This is a genomic window from Flagellimonas ulvae, from assembly GCF_049333175.1.
In the GTDB taxonomy this organism is placed as follows: Bacteria; Bacteroidota; Bacteroidia; order Flavobacteriales; family Flavobacteriaceae; genus Flagellimonas.
Genome location: NZ_CP186325.1, coordinates 897,188 through 915,997 on the forward strand (window position 1 = coordinate 897,188; position 18,810 = coordinate 915,997).

An 18,810-nucleotide genomic window follows, 5' to 3' on the forward strand; every position below is an offset into this window, starting at 1 on the left:
TTATCGATTTTTGATACCATCATCAAAAAAACGATAAAAAATGAAACGATTAATTCTAACTTTTGCATGTTGCCTGTTAACATTTAGCACCATTAACGCGCAAAATTCCGACTACGCGCAGATAGAGCAAACAGTATCCTACTACTTGGATGGGGGTACTAACAATGATTTTGAAACACTCAAAAAAGCCTTTCACGAAACGGCTACCATGAAGTTTATCCGCAATGGAGAATACAAAGAGGTCAATGCTCTAGATTTCTTTGAAAAAGCCATCAAACCAGGGTCAAAACAAAACCGCACTTCTGTTGTGGAGCAAATTAATATAGCTGGTAATGCGGCCAATGCAAGGCTTCGTATTGATTATCCCAACTTCTATTTTATAGACTATATGAATTTGTTGAAAATTGATGGGAAATGGAAAGTAGTAAACAAAATATTCTACAGGCAAAACAAGAAGTAAGGAAATGAAAAAAATAACACACCTCTTAGCCATATTACTCCTACTCACTTGTTGTAATATCACTCCAAAAGAGCCAAAATCCATAGATGGAAAAATAGAAAAAGCCCTGGCCGATAACAATATCCCAAGTGTATCCGTGGGTGTTATAAAAAACGGAAAAATAGAATTAATGAAAGGTTATGGCAATTTATCACGAAACGACAGTACAAAGGTTGATGAGAATTCAATTTTTCAGATTGCTTCGCAGTCAAAAATGTTCACCGGTATTATCACCAATACTCTAATACAAGAAGGAAAATTAAATATTGATGAACCCGTCATAACATATCTTCCAAAGGAAATCAGCGAGAATTCCCGAAAAGCCTTATCGAAAATAACTTTAAAAAATATCTTGAACCACACTGCAGGAATACCAAGTGATGCCTGTTCAGTCTATAGTGAACGCATTGAAGGGGAAGCTTGGTCAAAAGGGTATTCAAAAGACAATTTAGTAGAAGATATAGATAAACTAGGTTTAGAATTTAATCCAGATGCTCAGTTTCAATACTCAAATTCGGGTTACGCCATGATTGGTCTTATTCTTGAGGAAGTTAGTGGGCTTTCATACAAAGCGCTTTTAAAGAAATATGTAAGCGATGTGTACAGTTTAAAGAATACGGTGGTTGACCTAAACAGCGAACAAAAATCAGCATTGGTAACCCCTTATAAAAAAGATAAAAGAGAAATCGCCACTAAACCTTCAAATATGGGCATGGCAACACCTGCAAGTGCCATTTTTTCCAATGCCGCTGATTTGACTAAAATATTATTAGCACAACTGAATGCATACCGTGAAAACAAAACGCAAAGTCCGCTCATATTAACCAATCAAACCTCACAAATGGACGATGGTTTAGAATATGGCTTTGGGCTTATCAAGGAAACCAAAGGTGAAAACGTCAAGTATGGTCATGGTGGTGATGCAGATGGTTTTGCTTGCGAATATTTCTTAAACCCAGAAAAAAACATAGGTGTCGTCCTGCTAACCTCCAGCGGAGGTCGCTGGGTTGGCGAATTAGCAAATAGTATTCTGGAAGATTTAAAATAACCTCATAAACGGCTGATAAAAGACCTCCTAGTGACTATCCCAACTTCCTCTTATTTGGGTCATTTTAACTTTTTGAAAATTAGTGGTGAATGAACAACATTGAACAAGATATTCCAAAGACAGAGCAAAGAAGAATGAATTTGAGATTTCTCCTTTTTCTATTCATTGTCTTCCTGACCCTTTCCTGTCAAAAAGCAGTTGAGACCGGCTCTGTTGAGAATACAGTTACCAATAAGATTGACGCCTACGTCAAAGATTTGATGGTGGTTGATGAAATTCCAGGACTTGCCATAGCGGTCATTCAAGATTCAATGGTGTTACATAAGGGACATTATGGCTATGCAAACTTAGAAAACCATGTGAAAGTCAGTGACAGCTCAGTTTTTAGGCTGTATTCTGTAACTAAACTGATGACTGCTGTAGCTACTTTTCGCTTGGTGCAGCAAAAAAAAATGAAGCTCCATGATACCCTATCACAATATCTTGATGGGTTACCAGAACAGTGGAAACCAATTCAGATAAAACACTTGCTGACCCATTCATCTGGGCTTCCAGAATACAAAGACTTTAATCAATCGCTGTCCAATGAGGAACTCCTAGAAAAACTGAGTGTTCAACCTTTACGATTTCCTATGGGGGAACGATTTGAATACAACCAAACGGGTTTTTGGCTCCTACAACAAATCATTGAAAAAGTTACGGGAGAGGCTTTTGAAAAAGTTGTATTGGACATTCAGTTTCCAAATGCAGGTAATGAAGCCTTTTTTGCTTCCAACTCCTTGGCAGTCTATCCCAATCGTAATGCCAAATACATTTATGACCCTCAATTAAAGCGTTATGAACATTCAACCTTTGAAGCTGGAAATCGAAGTCTAGCGGGCAACGGTCTTAATACCACTCTAGACCAACTCATCTCTTGGAATAAACTGTTTGATACCGGAAAGCTTTTGGATGAAGAGACTAAGACCCTGTTTTTGTCTCCTTTTGCCTATAACAACAATGAAAAGCGATTCCTCCATGGCAGTATGGACGAATATTTAGTAAATGGTCATAAAATGTATGGTTTTTCAGGGGGTGCAGTGATAGATTTCAAAAAGTTTGAAACGGGTTTGACGGTAATCATTCTTAGCAATGGCTTTAAATACACGCCCAGAATAGCTAACATGATGCGCCTCATAGCTGGAATGGCAGACAGCAGACTGAAGGAACCTAATCGAATCGCTCAAGAACAACTGCGGATTGATATTATGAAGTCCAACAGTAGCAAAAACTTCAGAAAAGTATATGAAAAGGCTAGAAAAAAGAATCCTCAGTTATCCTTTGAAGGAGTCCTGAACAATACAGGGTATGATTTTATACTTGACGACGATCTAGAGAGAGCCATTGAGATTTTTCAAATAAATGTAGAAAAACACCCAAATTCATTTAATGCTTTTGATAGTCTTGGGGAGGCTTATATGCTAAATGGCAATACGGCCTTAGCTATTGAGAATTATAGAAAATCAATGGAGTTAAACCCAGCAAACACCAATGCCATTCAAATGATAAAAAGAATAAACGAAAATAATCAGCAAAAATGAAAACACTACTTACAACTACCTTCATAATGTTCAATGCTTATTTAGGTTTTTCACAAGCCTTTGAAGGCAATCCAAAAGACATTAATCAAATATTGGAAAACACCAAAAAGTTTTCGGAATACGTTATGAGCTCAGATTACGATGGAATCGCAGCTTCCTATACCGATAATGCCAAGATTTTTCCCAATAATACTTTGATACTTGAGGGCAAAGACATCATTAAGTATTGGACACTTCCTGATGGAATAAGTACTCCGTATCACAAAATCACGCAAAGTGAAATCACGGTAGTTGGAAATACCGCATATGATTATGGGTATTACGAGGGCAAAACCAAACGCAAAGAAGGCCAGATTTCCTATTGGAAGGGAAAATATGTGATTGTTTGGAAAAAAGTGGATGGTGATTGGAAAATGTATTTGGATATCTGGAACGGCGTAAAATAGAATGGAAATGAAGAGATTAATTGCACTTCCATTGCTTTGCCTTGTATTGTTAACGGCAAGCTGTCAATACAAAAACATCGATGAGTATATACAAAAGCAATATCTTGACGGAGAACTTAATGGCAACATACTAGTAGTAAGGGGTGATACAGTTCTTTACGAAAACTCCTTTGGTATTGCCCATCCTAAAACAAAAGAGAAATTAACAGATTTACATCGTTTTGCGATTGGTTCCATTTCTAAAGAATTTCCTGGAGTGGCTATTATGCAACTCTACGAACGTAAAAAAATAAACCTTAACGACAAGGTAGGTAAGTATCTCAAGGATTTGCCATCATGGGCATCCTCAATAAACATACAGCAACTGTTCAAATACACTAGTGGTTTACCAAGGGTATCTTGGGAGCGCTATGGGGAAAATAAAATGACGGTTACCCATGAATTGTTGATGAATGACTTAAAGAAAGTAAAGGAACTTGCCTTTGAACCCGGTTCAGATTACCTCTATTCAAACTACAATCCCATCTTGCTCATGCATATTGTGGAAAAGGTTTCTGGTCAATCATTTGAAGACTATGTGTCACAAAACATATTTAAACCAGCAAAAATGAAGGATAGCTATTTTGGAAAGGCTTTTCCTTGGAAAAACGAAGTGTTACCTGCTCATTCTTTTGATAAAGACAACAAACTTGATACTGTTAAACTTGATGGCCTTAAGTTTTTAATGCTATTTACCGCACAGGATCTTTACCAATACCTATATCACTTGCACAGTTATCAATTGCTATCAAAAGAATCTGTAAAACTTCTTTCGGAAAGAGAAGGCGCCCAATCACCTTTGGGTGTTTTGGAGTGGGATGAAGATACTTTAGAAGTTCACCATCATCATGGCGAACAAGGAAATTATGAATCCGTAATAAGATATTACCCGGAAGACGACTTATATATCATCATTTTAAAGAACCAAAAGTATTTCAACGTAATGGAAATGGCAGATAAAATACATCGTATACTTAGGTCGAAATGAAGTTAGTAGTTGATTTCTCCTCAAATAAAGTTTTAAGCAGCTAATTTTCAAAGTTTTACTATATAAGAACAGACCCTACGAAAACTTTATTCGTAAACTACCGCAAGAAAAGTTATAGAAAAGCATCTAATTCTTAGTGATACTTTTTTAATCAAAAAACCACGAAAATGAAGTACTTAAGATTTACAATTTTCCTGCTTTTCATAGTTTTTGCTTTTAGTTTGTCCTGCAGCAGCGATTCAGAAAATACGGACGACACTGACGATACAGATGACGTTTCGGATGCTGTCAGTACACCATTGGCTGCATTTGATGAGTTTAATACCGATGCAGTAACCGTTTCTTTCGACGGAGATAACATCACAATAGAATCCAATGGTGTTCCCAACCATACTTCACCCTACTGGCCCGAGACGGACCCTTTGTATATTGAACCTATCGTGGCCGTTGCATTGACCCCTGGTCGCATTGGCGGCAATCGGAGCTATTCCATTACCGTACCTTCCGCGCCAGAGTTGGCCTCATCAAGTACGGCAACTGGATTAGGACCCATTGGCATTGCAGTAACAGGAGTTCCTATTTTTAACGATTTGGAAGGAGACAACAGACCCATTGAAGAAGTAATCGCTGAAACATTTGACTATGCCGGAGCCCATAATGGACCTTCTGGCTATCACTACCATATAGAGTCCTCTGATATCCCAGAAAACACGGTGCTCTCCCACGATGATGAGAAGTTGGTAGGTATTATGGCAGATGGTTTTTTGCTGTACGGAAGAAGGGAAATGGATGGCTCCTACCCTACAGACTTGGATGAATCTGGTGGACATTTTGGCGTAACACAACATAGCAACGGGGAAATAATCTATCACTATCACGTCGTCAACGAGTTCTATTTCGGGAATGTTATAGCCCTTTTTGCAGGTGATTTGCAAGGCACGCCCAATACTGTTCTGTGAGTGGCGCAAAGAACTTTTGTAGAAGCGAAATCCCTAAAATCAAATGATGCGAACCAAACCTCTATTTTCTTTATTGATAGCCTTTGTGGTTCTGTCTATTGGGTGTACAAAACAAAGGGGCAAATCCTTTGTGGAGATTAACTCCAATATATCTCCAGAGGTACCGAATATCATCATTAAAAAATCAATGTTGCATTACAATCCGGAAAACTCCACATGGACATTGAATGGAACCCCTTACTCAGGATTTGCCGTAAGTCACTATCCAAACAATACTTTGAAGGAGAAGTTCGGAATCTTTGAAGGGAAAAAGCAGAATACGTTTATTCAATGGTATCCGGACGGACATTTAAAAAACCTAGCTACTTATCATAGAGGAAAATTGCATGGAGAGAAAAAAATCTGGTCGGACCAGCCGATCCACCTTCTGATTGCACACTATAATTATTACAAGGGCAAGCCACATGGTAAACAGACGAAATGGTATCCTACAGGCGAGCTTTTCAAAAAAATGAACCTTAATAACGGTAAAGAGGAAGGTATACAGCAAGCTTTTAGAAAAAATGGGGCCCTTTATGCCAACTATGAGGCCAAAGCAGGAAGAATTTTTGGAATGAAAAAAGCAAAGCTATGCTACTCCCTTGAAGGTGAAAACATTAAAGAAAAAAGGAAATAGTATTCTTTTCAATGGATAATCTCCTGATTTTGTTTACAACATGGAACCTGATTTGTTTTTGGTCTATTTATTTCAAAACTGTTATTACGCTTTTAGCGTCTAAAGCATCTCCATTTGATTAAATAAAAAGCCCCAAAATGGGGCTTTTTAGGTTTAATCCGTTGTAGGACAATAATCAATTTGTTCTAATTCAAATTTCTTATCGGTATAGCGTAAAGTGACCCACAAATTCACGTTGGTCCGCTTCGCCATTTAGACGAATAATATACCAGTAGTCTCCCGTTGGCAACTCAGAAAATTGGTACTGTCCGTCCCAACTATCTTGATTCCCCGCAAAGAAGAACAAGGCTCTACCATATCGGTCAAAGATTTTAATAAAGATATTGGGATACTGATCAATATTATCTGGTGCCCAAGTATCGTTCATTCCATCTCCGTCCGGTGTGAAGAATTTTGGAATTTCTATATCGATAAACTCCATAAAAATCTCCTGACTTATACTACAGCCATTTTCATCAGTTACTGTAACCGTGTACACCGCAGTCTCAGTAATATTGAAGGTATCTTCTATTCCAAATGGTCCATCGTTTATACTAAAAGTGTATTCACCAGAACCACCCATAGCCGAAGCATCAATTTGATTGATCTCTCCTTGTCTAAGTTCTAGGGTTAAAGGTTCAAAAATCGTTACTTCAAAAGTTAGAGTGTTGATGCAACCATTGTTATGGACCACAGTAACGTAATGTTCCCCTCCAGTTAAATTTTCGAACACGGGTTCCAATTGCATTAAGGATGTGTCACTTGTATCCAGACCATATAGTACATCTTGAGCGACTGTGTCATCATCAAAAACCACTTGAATACTGTTTGAAGTGAATCCATTCCCATCACATTGATACAATACTTCTACTTCTCCCTCTAGGTTAACGCCATTCTGTACTTCAAAAACTTCCGAAAACTCACATCCATTGGCATCCCTCACGAAAACAACATGGGTTCCACTAGATAAATCGGCATAATCTGTTACATCTTGAACAAAGTCTGAATCCAAATTACTATCAAGGGAAGTGAAATATGGCATTGTTCCTCCTGTAATTTGTAGAGAAATAGTTCCATCACTGCTATCAAAGCAAATCTCATCGGTTACCGTGGAGACCACATTTAAAGGCTGGGGTTCGATAATATCAAACTCAATCAGTTCAAAACAACCGTTTTCATCCTGTACGATTACTTGATAACTTCCTGGAGTCAATTCATCAAAGGTATTATCAGATTCAAACTGATTAAGATTTGGTGAAATGGCATATTGATAATTTCCAGTTCCCCCTTGTACCTGGAGTGCAATGCTTCCATCTTCAGCACCTGAACAAGTAACATCACTAACTGTAGGATTAACTACAAGTACATCTGGCTCTTCAATTATCACTTCTTCGGAAGTTACTTGACAATCTTCACTTTGAACTCTTACGTAATAGGAACCTGCAGCCAATCCAATAAATGTACCTGTACTCTGGTTTGGACGAATCTCATTCGTCAAGGCTAAATCTGTAAAAAGTGCATATTGATAGTTTCCAAGGCCACCATCGGCTTCGGCAGCAATCAACGCATTGCTTTCTCCATTGCAGTTCACGGCAGCAGCGGAAGTATCTAGCGTCACGATCAATGTCTCAATAGGTTCCAAACTCACTTCATTAGAAATGGTAGAAACACAATTAAAGCTATCTCTGATATAATACTGATAGTTTCCTGCGGTGATATTGGTGAATAGATGCGTGTCTGTGGCCACTGTTTCGTTCATCGCATTAAAGGTGTTTCCATCAACACTCCAACTGTATGGGGCGGTTCCGCCAGAGGCAACCAACAGTAATTCAGCATTACTATTACATCGCAATGGTTGATTGGTAACCAGCAAAGCATCTACATCTGTTGGTTCAACGATTTCTACTATGCTAGTTTCAAAAGTACAACCCATATCATCCAGTACGTTTATACTGTAGAATCCGGCACCCAAGTTGTCAAAATTCTGAGCTGTTTGAGAGGTAGAAGCGCTTAATAGAACTGAACCTACTGCATCATTATATGTGTTTAAAATATATCGGTATGTTGTAGTAACATTTCTTGGATTGACGTTAACTGACACAGAGGCATCCGTATCACCTTGACAAACTAGGTTTGTATTGCCAATCGACCCTGAAATTGGGTCAGGCAATAAGAGATCAAATGCATTGGCAAATGGCACGGCACATCCTAAATCATCCGTAACACTTATCGAGTATTGACCAGCGGTCAAGTTTTGGAACAAGTGGCTATTTACAGAGATCACTGTGGTAGTCACAGTAGTACCATTATGTGTCAACGCTATGGTATATGGGGCAACTCCGCCAACAGGTGCTATCAAAGCACTACCTTGGTTGTTTGAGCATCCCACATCAGTTAGATCAATAGGACTTAGAGTAATTGCAGCTGGAGGAGTGGTAATGTTAAATGCCCTAACCTGCAAACATTCAGGGAAAGCGTCTTGTACTACCTCAACCAAATAATCTCCAGCAGGTACATTTATAGCACCTGTAGGACCTACGTTTACCGATGTTCCGGTTAAAACAGCTGGACCATCATCGGTTCTATCCAAAGGTGTGCCATTTGTATCGAAGATATTCCATGTAAATCCAGAAACATACGTAGCATCCACCAAGGTAAGTCGTATACTTCCCGTATCACCAAAACAAACCACATCTCCTAACTTTTCAACAACCACGTCGAACGTATTGGGTTCATCCACTACATGATTGATAGTCAATTCACATCCCGTATTCACATTGCGTATTCCGAAAGTATGATTGCCTGCTGCAAGGTTCGTGAATACATTGGATGTTTGATACGTTACGGAAGGTAATTGTCGGAACTCATAGTTACCAGGGTGGGAACCAAAGTTTGTCAAACTTCCGGTTACATCTATAGTAATGTCCTCACCACTATTTGAACAGCTTATTATATCATCAACAGTAATTGACGCACTAAGCAGCTCATCAAACGCAGGAATGGTGACCAATTCCTGGCCTGAACAGCCATTAGAATCCACAACACGTACTAAAACATCAACTGCCGTGTAATCCGTTCGAGTGTATACTGGATTCGTCCCGGTCTGCAGCATGTTGCTTGTTGCATTGTCGATAAACTCATATCTAATATAAGTCCCACTACCTCCGGCAATACTCGTTTCATCAATGGTAATGGTAGCCAAATTAACCGCATTTCCAGTAGTACATCCAAAAGGAGAAACGGCTACCGGGTCAAATGATAGGGTGTTTGGTTCATCTATCTGAATATTGCTGATGGTTGTTATACATCCGTTTTGTCCTGTGGCAGTCACCTCATAGGTTCCTTGAGGCAAGTTTTCAAAACTATTGGTAGTCGTATTGAAAGTAGCGATATTAGGATTTAACGCATAGGTCAATGGGCTAATTCCAGTATTGTTTTCAGCGATGGCTATTATCCCATCACTGGCACCAGAACAACTGGCATCTGTAGTAGTTGGAACAAAACTTGGTGTAAGCGCAGGTGATACTTCAACTGTGAAAACCCTTGAACACTCCGGACCAGAAGTATTGTTGTCATAAACCGTAACAGTATAGGTATCTGCTACAGTCGCCAATACCGTAAGAGGATTTGAAGATAAAGACTGTCTTGAGGCCAAAGTACCCAAAGTTCCAACAACTTGATAGTCATAACTGCCTGAACCATTGGTTGCCTCGATTAAAATCTCTGCCTCGTTTCCTGCACCACATCCTAAAACCTCTGCCAATGTAGCATTCGCTTGAATTTGTGGATGCACAGTTACCGAATCTGTATCGGTACAGCCATTGCTATCAATAATACTTACGGCATAAGTTCCTGGGGCTACATTGTTGAAGACACCTCCATTAGCCACATAATTGGCACCACCATCCAAAGAATAGAAAATCTGGGCGGCCGCACTACTTGCCGTGATGGTTACATTCGCTTGAACATTGCAATTATCCACTGCAATAGCATCGATAGTCGGGTTGGGTGAAAGATTCATATTTACGCTACCCAGATTGGCTGAGCAACCATATTGGTCGGTAACGGTTATTGTATACGAGCCAGACGGTGAATTTGCTGGAATCTCAATAGGGTTGTCCAAAGTTCCGGCAATAGGCGTAAATGGTGCTGGACCTGTTACACTATAATTATAGGTGCCACCGCCTCCAGATATATTAGGAATCTCTATAAGCCCAGGTCTATCACAAGTAATATCTTGCAATACTGTAGGTGTACCTGTCATGGCATCCAATTCTTCCAAAAGTTCATTTTCGGATGCACTGATACAACTAGCTACAGCACCATCCATTTTGGTGACCTCCAAGAAATAGTCGCCAGCTCCCAAGCTGTTAAACGTCAGGGTTTGTGGGGAAGAAAATACAACATTTCCACCACTATCACTTACCAAAACTGGTGTACCTGTTGCAATATTATAGAAAGACCATTGCATTTCTGATCCTGGCGAGACCGTATTTTCAACTATGGTATAAGTAATACTTCCGTTAGTACTTCCGTTACAAGAAGGTGCAACGGTTGAGGTAATACCTAAGGGTTGGGTAATCAAATTATTTACATTGACATTACTCTGTCGTACACAACCTACAGCATCCCGCACATAAAAGGTATATGTCCTTCCAGGAACCAATCCAGTAAACACGAAAGGTGTTACGGCATCCCTTGCAGGAGTGGTCCATGGAATTGTAGGAGCCAATGGGTCAAATGTGGAAGCATCCTCAGAATAGGTATACTGGTAATCAGGTGTTCCTTCAGCACCTTGTACAGTGACTTGCAGCTCATTACAATTTACTACCAAAGCAGAAATGGTAATGTCCAAGTCATCTAGTGGAAATGGAATAACAAACTGGGGTAAATCTGTTTGACATATGGTGTTTCCAGACCCATCAACTGTTCTTAAGGATGGGAAAACTGTTGCTCCAGAGATGTATCCTCTGAATTGGTCTGAAGTTTGCCATGTTGCTCCTCCATCATCACTAAATTCAACAGTACCAATCGTCCCAGGATAACCGATAATATCGAAACCAAAATCCGTGATGGGTCCGCCACAAGCCGATGGTGTAATCCCTAACACGGTTCCTACAAGTTCATCTGGGTTATTTATGGTTATTGGTGTGTCAGTTAAATTACACCCGTATGCATCTGTTATAGTTATTGTATAATCTCCTGGCAGCAGATTGAAAAACTCATAAGTGCTTGTCAAAACATTGGTAACCGTCTGGTCAGAAGCTCCAGCATTGTCCAAATCAATAATTTGGACGGTATACGGCCCATCCCCTGCTGTAATATTTATTGCAATGGAACCTGTTCCGTCATGACATTCTGGGTCTGTTGGTGTGGGTGTAAATGCTAAACTGGGTGTGTTGTTTACAGTAACGGTCTCCATATATTGACAATACGGAGCTGTACCTGAATTGTCACGGACATAAACATCGTAACCCCCTGTATTTCCAGATGTGACTACAAAAGAATTAGGTGCCGCAAAATCGGAGTCAGACACTGTGGAACCTGTAGTCAAAAAAGCATACGAATAACTGCCATCTCCACCTGTTGGTGTCACGGTAATACTACCATTTCCACAACTTGTGACATCCACCACATCAACCTGAGCTGATAGTACCGGTGCTATAGTCACGGTTTCCACGTTAGAAACACATCCAAAAGCATCAGAAACTTCAATGGTATACGTGCCATTTGCAAGGTTTGAAAATGTATAGTCTGTATCTGTTGTTGGTGTGGGTGCTTGCCATGCGCCTCCATTGATTCTAAACGTATAATCGCCATTACCAGCTGTAACACTTGTGGTTATCGTGGCATTATTGGTTCCGTCGTAACATGCGGTAGAAGAAGTTGTAAATGTTATGGTTTGAGGAGCGGTAACCGTTACAGGGGTGGTTGTAATTTCCGAACACCCGTTAACATCACGCACTCGAACGAGATAATTTCCAGCAACTACATTGGTAAAGGTTATACCGTTTTGATAGGCAACCACAACACCTAGAACGGTATCTTCCAATTGGTATTCGTAAGCTGGGCTTCCTCCCGTTGCGGAGGCTTCCAAAGTAGCCCCTGTATTAAAACAAGTGAACTGGGCTGTAAGACTTAAGGCTGGAACCAATGCTGTAGGTTCCGTCAAAGTGGCACCAAAACTGGATGTGCAAGCATTATCATCTGCCTTTCGTACTTGTACAGTATAGCTACCGTCACCTAAGTTGGCAGCGGTAGTAACTGGAGAGGCAGTTTCCGGAATCCAGGTTGTTCCACCATCCAAAGAGTATTCAAATCCTGCAACCGCATCAAAATTAGCCACCTCAAAGCTGATAGTTCCATCTGTAGCACCATTACAACTCGGATCTGTTACACTCAATAGTTGACTATTGAACGCTCGGTCTGGTTCAACAACTACAATAATATCTTGTGTTTTTTCACATATTTCAGGTAACTGAACTACCTGAATGTCATCCAACACTAAATCATTACCATCATTACTATTTACATTGGACCTAAAGACGATATCAATATCCGTATTGGTGCCAGGATTAAAAGTAATGGTACGATTGTGCCAATCTGTATCGCTTGTATTCTTTGGAATTTCAGGAGCCACCTCACTATGAATCAAAGTTCCCGTATTATCCAAAATCTCAATCAAAACTTCAGGATTGTTTCCCGCACCCGTAAGGTTCATCAAGTTATACGCCCAGAAGTTCAATGAAATATCTTCATTCGGCAATACTTCAATATTCTCTTTACGCCATAGCACTGAGTTCAATACTGTGGAACCCGTATCAGAAAATGTACTCACGTCAATGGCCAAGAACCTTCCATCTGTAAGACCGGTATGATCTCGCGGATTGGTCAAAGTGGTAAGGTTTAATGCATTTGTTACTAAGTTGGTTACTGTGTATTCACCATTTACTAGAATTCCTGCTGGTCCTCTATTACAATTTGTCAAGGAACCATCCTGGGGTTCATAACAGTAGTCTGTACCCACCTCAGCTATTTGTGTGGTTGGACCTGCTCCAAAATCCTCAAAGAAAATGGTGCTCTGGTTGGGTGCAATGCTGCTAGCATACCCAACTGTAATGGTTTGACTGCCATCGGCTACACCTGTAAACACATTATTGTTCGCTGGAGTGTTTGCCGTAGCGTTCAAACTGTAGGTATAGGTAAAATCTGTTGTATTGGATGTAGAAACCGTAATAGATGCTGTACCATCACATGCATAATCTACTGCTGCACTCAAATTTGGGTCTGGCACTGCGTTGGGTACAGTCAAATCCATATCATGTGTACAACCCAAAGCATCTCGGAGAACCAATTGATAATTTCCCGGAGCTAAATTTCTTTCATTGTTGGGGTTAAAGTTACTTCCTCCATCAAAACTATATTCATAAGGAGCTTGTCCTCCGCTAGCATTTAGTATTCTAACCCTTGCACCACTTGGACTACATGAAGCATCTTCAATTATTGCAGGAGAAGCGTTCAATGGGAAAGGCTGAACAATTTCGTAATCAAAGTCTTGAACACAACCTGACCCTCCACTACCGCTTGAATCCATTACGGTAATGGTGTAGAAACCAGCTGGAAGATTCACAAAGGTATCACTATTCTGATAGCTGGTTCCACCATCCAAACTGTATTGATATGGTGCTGTTCCTCCTGTTACGGATATGGTTAAGGACGCTGTAGCAGAATCGGCACAAACTATTCCACTATCAGATGCCGAAATATTCAATCCCCCAGGCTCGTCCACGCGAACGCTATTGGAAATTGTGGAACAACCATTATCGTCAAAAACAATGAATTCGTAATCACCAGCTTCATTTGGAAAATATGTTGTTGGGGTGCCACGATAGCCAAACAAAAAGTTTGGATTTGTCTGTAATTCAGTTGAAGGCACATCTGCTGGAGAGGCATATAAATCCACACCGTCTTTGCTCCAAATTGCCATTTGATAATCGGGATTTGGAGTACCTCCATTAGGTGTCAAAGTAACAATTCCGGCTGTACACGTGATGTTTTCAGTAGTAAGCGCCACAAGCGTTAGCTCTGGAATTTCGTTTACTGTTATTGTTTGGGTATCTGTACAACCATCATCTGTAGTTGTGATTACTATGTAATTTCCAGGATTTACATTGGTAAACGTATGGGTGTTGTTTGCAGAGGCAACTCTATTGTCCATAAATGTTCCCTGTCCCCCATTACTTCCGTCGTCCAATCGAAGTTCATAGCTGTAATTGGGCAAAACATTTAGTGCTTGAACTGTTATAGTACCCAGTTGATTACAATCAGCTGGGGTTTCGCTTAAGTTAACCTGAAAATTCCTTTCCAGTATTCCAATTTCCTCCGTTTCGAAAATACAGCTTCCAGGGATTGGGTCTCCGGTACCAGGATTTAATTGGGTAACCTGAACTACGTAGATTCCACCAGTGCTTAAATCAAAATTTGGGCCGTTGTTGGCTGAAAAAGGCACTACAATATTATCATTGGATGCATCAACCAATTGGAATCCGTAGTTTGCCCCTAAGTTGGTGATTCTGATATTACCATCCGTGCTACACAAAACATCAGAAGCTGTATGCAGAATATCCAAAGTGTTCTTGAATACATTGAAGTAGAAACGACTGAAACATCCGTTTTGATAACGGATAACCACCCTGTACTTGCCACTATCGGTTAAGGTATAATTATCTTGAGTAACAAGGTCGTTCCAAGTGCAAGTACTGTTTGTATTTGCACAGTCATCTCCCGCATCTGCACAACTGGTTTCGTCGAGTCTTTGCCATACAATACTTTGGGCGTCTGTTATACCTAATTGAATAGTTGGTTCATCATTCTCCCCGCACAAGAATATCTTTGGCAAAAGACTTCCATCAATAGAACATGTCGCAATTTCTCCTTGTAAATTGTTATTAGGATTAGAATCAGAATTTACCTGATTGAAGTAGGAGATAATAGGGTTTGTTTGCGTAGTTCCGAATCGCTCAACAGTTATCAACTCGGTTAAATCCAGGCAACCTCCTCCTGAAGACTTCTCTACTATATAATTTCCAATATTTGTTACAATAAGCGTACTTGGATCAGAATCGGGGTCACCATCGTTCAAAATGGTATCCGCACCATCAATTTGACCATTTCCATTGTTATCCAGTGCCCAGGTATAAGTGGTGAACCCTGAACCTGCGGTTAAAACTACATCCGCTCCACAAAGTTGAACTGTTCGTGCTTGTCCACAGTTTGCCAAATCATTTAAAATGGTATTGTTGGCAACCTCAGGTGTTGTGTTACACGGAAAATTCGATGTCCCCGGTTCATCAGTAAATACGGTGGAATTATTAACTCCCTGAAAAGTGGAAAATGCTAAATTTTCCAATTCAGAAGAACAAGCATTGACAAAATCAGAACAATTTCCTGAAATGGTGACCGTAATGCGAATGGAATATTCGGGATCACCTATTTCCACTAGATTATCTGGAACTTGAAATGTTATAGTGTTTGTATTTATATCATGGGAGTGTGTGGTTCCCAATGCGTTGGAAACGTCAACATTATCTAAGGTAACATTGGATGGTAAAACATTCCTAATTGTGTAATTAGTAGCATCATCGTCACCCGTATTTTGAAAACGAAGCACATATTGAAAAGTATCTCCCAAACTTACTCCTTGTCCGTTGATATCTGTTCCGCCAAGATCTTCAGAGGTATTGCCCAAAACAATTTCTGGAGCCAAAACCTGAATATATGAGGCAGCGGTTACTGCGCCATCAGAAGAATCAACAACAGGTACTCCTGTACCATATTCACCGCCATCACCACCATCTGCATTTTCATCTTTGTAAAATTCATTGGCATCACTACAGCCGTCTCCATCGCTATCCAAATCCAAATGATTGGGAAAACCATCAGAATCCGTATCGCATCCAGCGGTAAGTAGGGCACCTTGCATATTGGTTGGGCCTGCAACAGTTTGACCAATTATTATCGAATTGGTTCCAGATGTATTCCAACTTACCACATTGGCAGGTGTAGTTAACGTTAAAGATTCCAATGGTCCATTGTTAGTTCGAGTACCAAACAATTCAAACTGACCTGCTTGATCTACAACTACACGTAACAAAGGGGTTCCATGTGTTCCAGTAATTGTCCATATATCTGGGTTACTTCCTTGTCCGTAACCAGTTCCATCTTCAAACAGGGCTATGTTGCCGGGTTCGCCATTTTGTAACTGAATCTCACCAGCGACATCATTCCCATTGATTTGAAGGTTAAAGGAGTTATCTACACTGAAAATATTAAGAACCAGATAATCATCTGAGGTGATTAAATCGCTTGTGTGCGACGCTCCGCTAGCAATATTGAAAAGAAGCGTATCACACTCATCGTTATCATAAATTCCGTCATTATCATCATCTAAATCAGTACTATCATTTACACCATCATTATCAAAGTCATTGTGGACCACGATTTTGGCCGAAGGTTGGTCTTGGGTTAAATTGGTATCTACCTGATCTTGGGTATTAGTAGCTGTATTTGTTAAGCTTAGTAGTGGTAGGGCGTCTATTTCATCAGCTCGTACCTCCAATTCCAAAATGGCAACATCGCCACCATCCAAGGTTCCAATGTTCCATGTATTTCCACTCCAGCTTCCAGTTATGGTAAAGGCCGATAAAAAAGTTAATCCAGCTGGAATGTTATCCGTTATTTGTAAGTTGGTCAGTGGACCTAATCCTAGATTTTGTACCCGAATTGTGAAAGTTGCTGTCTCTCCTTCCATAATTTCGGCATTATCCACAGTTTTTTGAACAAAAACATCGGGATCACAATAAAGTGCCTGTATGGCATTACTATCATAGGTACAGGGTCCTTTAGTACCTCGTAAGAAGAAATCGCCAGCTCCCGTAGGTGCATAGCTGGGACCATTGGCACCCGGTATGGGTTGTCCGTTTTCAAACCATTGAAAAGCATCAAAATTATTACTGGTAGCTTCAAAAAGCTCTGATCCTACAAAGCAACCGCTTCCCCCTCGAATTTCTAGGGTTACCTCTGGTAAAGTATCAAATCCAGAAAAGTAACCTGCTACCCCACGGGCACCGTTAAATCCAAAGAAACCAACGGCCATTGGTCCTGTAGAATTTACACTGACATCACCATTCAGGTTAGGGATATAAAAGGTTTTCCAATCCGATGAGCCCGCAACAGGATTTGAAGCTGGCAATGTTACAGCGCCATTACCGTCAGTAACCACAATATTTGTATCTGGAGTATTTACAGCGGCAATAATGGTCATTCCTCCTGTTACAGTTGTACCAGCCATATTTCTGATATCCGGGATATTATCCATTACATCAGGGAGCAAACAGTTTACTGGAGCTACAAAATTGAGTCCTTGGGTATAGACCTGGCTCGCTCCAGCCATACATTGGTAGGCATAAACATCTTTTGAAGTCTGCAACAACATATTGGCACCAACCGTATTGGACGAATAGAAGTTACTTGGTACTTGAAAATATTCACCATTGTTAATGGTTGCAATCGGTGTTGTGCCACCGTTGACGAAAATTTGAGTATTGTCAGAAATGGCAATTACCAAGGGAAATTCGGTAGAACCATTGGTATTACCATTACCTCTGATAAAAACATATTCCTTTCCTAACCTATTCTCTGGAACCGGTTGATCAATACCAGCATCTCGATTACTGGCTCCGGCCTGACGACCAAAGTTTATGGAACCATTGCTTATAACAATATCTTTATCGGATTCAACTGTAGCACCAATCCATCCATCTTCATGAGCTTGTGTAGGGTTGTTACCAATATAGGTTTCAAAAACAAAGGATTCATTTGCATTTAGGGTAACGGTATGGGTATTCGCGGTTATCCCTGCTCTGTTATTCCCCACCCTAAACTCACAATTTGGGTCATAGCCAAAAAGTCTTACCGTAGTATTGTCTTCAGTAGCCATAATCCCCAAAGTGTTGGATTTTGAAGGGTGTGACCCCAAGTTAGGAACACCACCCCATTTAAAACGAGTCCCTAAAGCCTGCCGTCCTTTTGCTGTCAAAGATGCTGCCTGAGCACTTGAGTTACCTCGATAGTTTACATAAAAACGATTACCGCTCGGAGACTCAAAACGTAAACCACTATTGTTTAGAACTATACCTGTATTGGCATTGTTGACCAATGTTATATTGTTATCACCATCTCCCAAAGTCCAAGCTGCCGGACTCACATTAGAAATATTAAATGTTGCTACCGGTGTGGCATTAGTACCACGGTAGGCGTTTACCGTAAAAGTTGTAGGTTCTGGTGTAGAGAGATAAATGGCCTGATCGCGAATACCAGCATTATTCTGACCCTGCTTTAGGGGTGGTAAATAATGAAGGTCGCTTAACTGAGCATTTACAAAAGAAGAAACAAAAAGAAATACAAATAGCAAACCTAACTTATGCAAGGTTTTGCTTGACAGGTCAATAATTCGGTCCATTTGGGGTGGAAGTTGA

General features: G+C 40.2%; 8 protein-coding genes. 7 read left to right on the top strand and 1 reads right to left on the bottom strand.

All coding sequences use genetic code 11. From position 1 onward, the window contains the following. The first annotated feature begins 40 nt into the window (after nt 1-40). From ACOKFD_RS04140 to ACOKFD_RS04170, 7 genes are all read left to right on the top strand, one after another. Nucleotides 41-460: a nuclear transport factor 2 family protein gene (locus ACOKFD_RS04140; protein ID WP_422860100.1), complete on the top strand. Its 420-nt coding sequence runs from the start codon at nt 41-43 to the stop codon at nt 458-460. Between the two features lie 4 nt (nt 461-464). Continuing rightward, nucleotides 465-1,547, top strand: coding sequence for a serine hydrolase domain-containing protein (locus ACOKFD_RS04145; RefSeq protein ID WP_422860101.1), 1,083 nt, complete (start codon nt 465-467; stop codon nt 1,545-1,547). Nucleotides 1,548-1,636: 89 nt separating this feature from the next. Continuing rightward, entirely contained in the window at nt 1,637-3,127 is a 1,491-nt protein-coding gene (locus ACOKFD_RS04150) for a serine hydrolase (RefSeq protein WP_422860102.1), read from the top strand. After that, on the top strand, nt 3,124-3,573 hold the full coding sequence (locus ACOKFD_RS04155) for a YybH family protein (RefSeq protein WP_422860103.1): 450 nt from the start codon (nt 3,124-3,126) through the stop codon (nt 3,571-3,573). The genes ACOKFD_RS04150 and ACOKFD_RS04155 overlap by 4 nt, the downstream gene beginning before the upstream one ends. 7 nt (nt 3,574-3,580) lie before the next feature. Then, nucleotides 3,581-4,600: a serine hydrolase domain-containing protein gene (locus ACOKFD_RS04160; RefSeq protein WP_422860104.1), complete on the top strand. Its 1,020-nt coding sequence runs from the start codon at nt 3,581-3,583 to the stop codon at nt 4,598-4,600. Nucleotides 4,601-4,767: 167 nt separating this feature from the next. Further along, on the top strand, nt 4,768-5,559 hold the full coding sequence (locus ACOKFD_RS04165; protein ID WP_422860105.1) for a YHYH protein: 792 nt from the start codon (nt 4,768-4,770) through the stop codon (nt 5,557-5,559). A gap of 43 nt (nt 5,560-5,602) precedes the next feature. Then, nucleotides 5,603-6,235, top strand: a complete 633-nt coding sequence (locus ACOKFD_RS04170; protein ID WP_422860106.1) for a toxin-antitoxin system YwqK family antitoxin — start codon at nt 5,603-5,605, stop codon at nt 6,233-6,235. Nucleotides 6,236-6,434: 199 nt separating this feature from the next. Here ACOKFD_RS04170 and ACOKFD_RS04175 read toward each other — a convergent pair whose 3' ends face one another. Then, nucleotides 6,435-18,794, bottom strand: coding sequence for a T9SS type B sorting domain-containing protein (locus ACOKFD_RS04175; protein WP_422860107.1), 12,360 nt, complete (start codon nt 18,792-18,794; stop codon nt 6,435-6,437). Nucleotides 18,795-18,810: the final 16 nt, after the last annotated feature.